Annotated in this window: 4 protein-coding genes; 3 read left to right on the top strand and 1 reads right to left on the bottom strand. The window is 45.9% G+C overall.

Annotation, left to right across the window (positions count from 1 at the left end; all coding sequences use genetic code 11):
* The 3 genes from H6S82_RS21425 to rpoD all read left to right on the top strand — a co-directional run.
* The coding region (locus tag H6S82_RS21425; protein WP_242057059.1) for a hypothetical protein at positions 1 to 783 on the top strand (783 nt) is incomplete at its 5' end.
* Between the two features lie 105 nt (positions 784 to 888).
* Entirely contained in the window at positions 889 to 1,587 is a 699-nt protein-coding gene (locus H6S82_RS21420) for a polysaccharide deacetylase family protein (RefSeq protein WP_190464642.1), read from the top strand.
* Between the two features lie 877 nt (positions 1,588 to 2,464).
* Positions 2,465 to 3,595, top strand: coding sequence for an RNA polymerase sigma factor RpoD (rpoD, locus tag H6S82_RS21415; protein WP_190464643.1), 1,131 nt, complete (start codon positions 2,465 to 2,467; stop codon positions 3,593 to 3,595).
* A 152-nt stretch (positions 3,596 to 3,747) separates the two neighbouring features.
* Here rpoD and H6S82_RS21410 read toward each other — a convergent pair whose 3' ends face one another.
* On the bottom strand, positions 3,748 to 3,900 hold the full coding sequence (locus H6S82_RS21410; RefSeq protein WP_190464644.1) for a chlorophyll a/b-binding protein: 153 nt from the start codon (positions 3,898 to 3,900) through the stop codon (positions 3,748 to 3,750).
* Between the last annotated feature and the right edge of the window lie 255 nt (positions 3,901 to 4,155).

The raw sequence follows: 4,155 nt of genomic DNA, 5'->3' as shown, positions 1-4,155 counted from the left end.
TCTCAGGTAAGCAACGTGGCACAGGCTTCGTTTTGGTGGCAGCAACTTGTCAGCCAAATACCAGACTCGTCGCTTCCAGAATTCAAAAGTAGAGCCTTCAAATGGCTTTCGGGTCGGTATTTTGGGAGTTTGGGATTCTGGTTTTTGGGTTTGAGTGCAGCGATTGCCATGCTGTTTTGGCACTGGAAGCTATGTTTGGCTACCAGTGTTGGCGTGCTGGTAATGTGGTTTGTCTATCGACTGCAAGTGTGGGACTGGCAATTGTATCGATCGAAGTTGCGTCGCATATTTGGAGGCGCTAACCGTCAATTAACCATCGCAGTCGGCAGCGGCGGACTTGCTACCCTCAGCAGCTATATGGCAATCTCGATCGGATCTGATAGCAATAGTGCTTGGATCGCTGTCGGTGCCATGCTGCAAGGCTTGGGTACGCTGGCAATTTTGGTATTGCTGCTTTGGCATATATTTGGACGGCAAGCTTTTAGAGATGAAGCAAAGCTCGATCGAATGCTGGCAGAACTGACCGATACTAATCCCCTCAAACGTCTGATCGCGGTTCGGCATCTGACACGTTTGGGAACTAAATATGACAAAGGTCAGCAACAGACGATCGCAGACTATTTTCGCATCATGCTTTCTCAAGAGTCAGAAGCGACGATCCGGGATGCGGTTCTTGATGGTTTGCAAGCATTTGACAATCTTCCACAAATCGCTGGTGGCTCGAGACCTTTCTCAATCCCAGCAGATCTAAACTGTTCTGCTAAGTCACGCCGCATTATCTAATCAATAATTGGTAATTGCCGATCTGCCAGCTGTGACTGGGGAGAATCAAGGAATGTTCATTTCTCGCTATCTCCCCATCTCCTTATCTCCCTTTCTCAAGGCTGTATGCAATTCGCTCCGCTTTATCCCATTGCTTACCAAATTCTCAAGCCTACCTTTAACAACTGTCTTTGGGCAGGATCTGTCGCACAACCCTATGTAGCCCTTACCTTTGACGATGGCCCCCACCCACAGTGGACACCGCAACTGTTGGCAGTTTTAGATCGCTACAACATCACAGCCAGTTTCTTTTGGTTGGGTGCTTGTGTAAATCGAACACCAGATATCGCTAAGGAGGTTTATCGGCGGGGTCACTGGGTTGGTTTGCACGGTTACGATCATCGCATCTTTCCCCGTCTCGCTCCCGACTCTCTCAGATGGAGTTTGTCGCAAACCCAAATCGCGATCGCCAATGCCTGCGAGTTAGATTTAGAGGATGTCTGCAAACAAGTCCGCGATGTTCGACCTCCTAACGGGATGTTTACACCCCAAACCTTGAAGTGGTTGCGTAAGTGGAACTATCGCCCGGTAATGTGGAGTGTGGTTCCGGAAGATTGGCTGCGACCTGGAGTTTCTGTTGTGGTACAGCGCGTGCTACGACAGGTTCGCAACGGTTCTCTCATTGTTTTGCACGATGGTGCTTGCGGTGGGCAAGATGTCGCCGAAACGACTGCCCAAATTATTGAGCTTCTACTACAACTTGGACTGAAATTTGTTACAGTCGATCGGCTATGGCAGCAAATCTCCTACCCCCGCGCCCGGTAAGCTAAGCAGTTTAGTCAGAGAATTGTTAATTTCTCTTCTCTACTAGCTGTCATATCAGAGATTAGTTCATTAGAATGTCAGATGAGTACTTCAGCCATTTGTCAAGTCTATCTGGACTGAGACTTATCAGTTTAACGTAAAATCTCTCCCCAATGGCTTGCGTAGGATGGATTTCCATCCAAAGTAACTACTGCCGGGATACCAGCTTTTCAGGTGCGGGTTTAACTTTCCAGTCTGCTGTCCAGGCGAGATATCCAGTTAAACCCTTCCCCAGCAGACACCAAAAAACGGGAAAAATAGAGTAAACCGAACTGGCTTGACAGATGGCGAACGCTACTCCTAGCTAATTTAAGGAAATCGACAAAAGATGGGTGCAGAAATTTTTCCAGCCTTAATCGCAGTTAAACAGACAATAGCAAAGCCCAACGAAGCCTATAAAATTCGATGGGTACGGTTCGTCTGAACTTTCGTTTTTTGTCAACGCAGATCGAATTATCCAGCATTTTCCAGCCTATTCCACTGCTTTGCACGATCGGCCTTTTGGCTTTGGTGCAAAAGCAGAATCTCGAATTGTTTTCCAGATTGATAGAGAAGATGAAAAAATAGCGTGGATATTATGAAAAACTGCGTGCAATTTCTGTGAGAAAGGCTACAATCGGAAAGATCTTTGCCAGACCCAACTGCAAAGTTATCGATTGCGCTTCCAGACAAGGAAACTTTTCCGCTGCGAAGCACTCTGTTTTTCCCCCAGTCAGTAAACCATAGATATAGTATTTAAGGCTAATCCGGTGCGCTACTGGCTAGAAAATAGGGATCTCGATTCTTAATCATCTTTAGTTGTTGATTTGTTAACCCAAAGGAGCATGAGGAACGCGGCATGACCCAGGCTAACAACGTATTAGAAACCCTCGATCAGCCTATCAACGATCTTGAACTCGAATTTATATTTGAGGAAGAAGCAGGTCGAGAAGATTTTCTAGAAGAGGTTTCGACAGAAGAAGACGACGGGAAGCCTGGTAAGGTTCGCTCTACCCGTCGTCGATCTCAAGCCAAGAAAAAGCACTATACAGAAGACTCAATTCGCCTTTATTTGCAAGAAATTGGCCGAATTAGGCTCTTGCGGGCAGATGAGGAAATCGAACTGGCGCGAAAAATTGCGGATTTACTCGAATTGGAGCGGATTCGGGAAAAACTCTCTGATGACCTTGACAGAGATCCGCATGACAGCGAATGGGCTCAAGCTGTCAATATGCAGTTGCCAGCATTCCGTCATCGCCTTCATGTCGGTCGGCGGGCGAAGGATAAGATGGTACAATCAAACCTTCGTTTGGTAGTTTCGATCGCCAAAAAATATATGAATCGGGGGCTGTCTTTTCAGGATTTAATCCAAGAAGGCAGCCTCGGTTTAATTCGAGCAGCTGAAAAGTTCGATCACGAAAAAGGCTATAAATTCTCCACCTACGCAACTTGGTGGATTCGTCAGGCGATTACGCGGGCGATCGCCGACCAATCTCGTACTATTCGCTTGCCCGTTCATCTGTACGAAACTATTTCCCGAATTAAGAAAACCACTAAGTTGCTTTCTCAAGAAATGGGTCGCAAACCCACTGAAGAAGAAATCGCTACTCGTATGGAAATGACCATCGAGAAGTTGCGTTTCATCGCTAAATCAGCTCAACTACCCATTTCTCTGGAAACGCCGATCGGTAAAGAAGAAGATTCCCGACTGGGCGATTTTATTGAATCCGATGGCGAAACACCAGAAGATCAAGTTTCTAAGAATCTGCTTCGAGAAGATTTGGAAAGCGTCCTCGATACCTTGAGCTCACGCGAACGCGATGTTTTGCGACTCCGCTATGGCTTGGATGACGGACGCATGAAGACTCTGGAAGAAATAGGTCAGATTTTCAACGTCACTCGCGAACGAATTCGTCAAATTGAAGCTAAGGCGCTTCGCAAATTGCGCCATCCCAACCGCAATAGCATTCTCAAAGAATATATTCGTTAAAAAAGCAATCTGCTGTTTATATGAAGCTCCGGTAATTGATTTTTATCGGAGTTTTTCAATTTTTTTTTCAAGTACAAAAAACTGGAAGTTTTTTTGCGAACTCCCAGTTAGTTTTTCTTGAAATACCGGAGGAAATATGAAGACCCCAATGATTACATCAGACCTAAAAAGTGCAGTACACCTTGGCCAGTAGCGAGTTCAGTAATCAATGCGGCGATAAAGCCAATCATGGCTAGACGACCGTTCCAATTTTCGGCTTGGGGAGTAAAACCCAACTTTACATCGTTCCGATCTTCACCTTGCATGGTACGAACTCCACTTAGTTACGTTTTGTAAATGTACATAAATTAATATAACAAGGACTTGGCAAAAGAGCAACTATCTGCATTTTGTTTGCCTGAGTCTGCTTTGTCGGTGTAGTTCATGGCCACGAACCACGAACTATTAACCATAACAGCGAGAATTGACACTCAAGAGCCCTAAAGGGACGGGGATTCTTCATTCATAGACTCAGCTTGCTTGCGACTGGATTACTCCAACCAAAGTAGCGGCCAAATCTC

Source organism: Planktothrix sp. FACHB-1355 (assembly GCF_014748295.1).
GTDB lineage: Bacteria > Cyanobacteriota > Cyanobacteriia > Cyanobacteriales > Aerosakkonemataceae > Aerosakkonema > Aerosakkonema funiforme_A.
The sequence above is the reverse complement of the archived record's forward strand: the minus strand, read 5'-3'. Positions and strand labels throughout refer to the sequence as shown.

What these genes read in the sequence shown, in the direction of transcription:
- H6S82_RS21410 (WP_190464644.1), bottom strand. Translation starts at nt 3,900, where the DNA reads ATGCAAGGTGAAGATCGGAACGATGTAAAGTTGGGTTTTACTCCCCAA.
- rpoD (WP_190464643.1), top strand. Translation starts at nt 2,465, where the DNA reads ATGACCCAGGCTAACAACGTATTAGAAACCCTCGATCAGCCTATCAAC.
- H6S82_RS21420 (WP_190464642.1), top strand. Translation starts at nt 889, where the DNA reads ATGCAATTCGCTCCGCTTTATCCCATTGCTTACCAAATTCTCAAGCCT.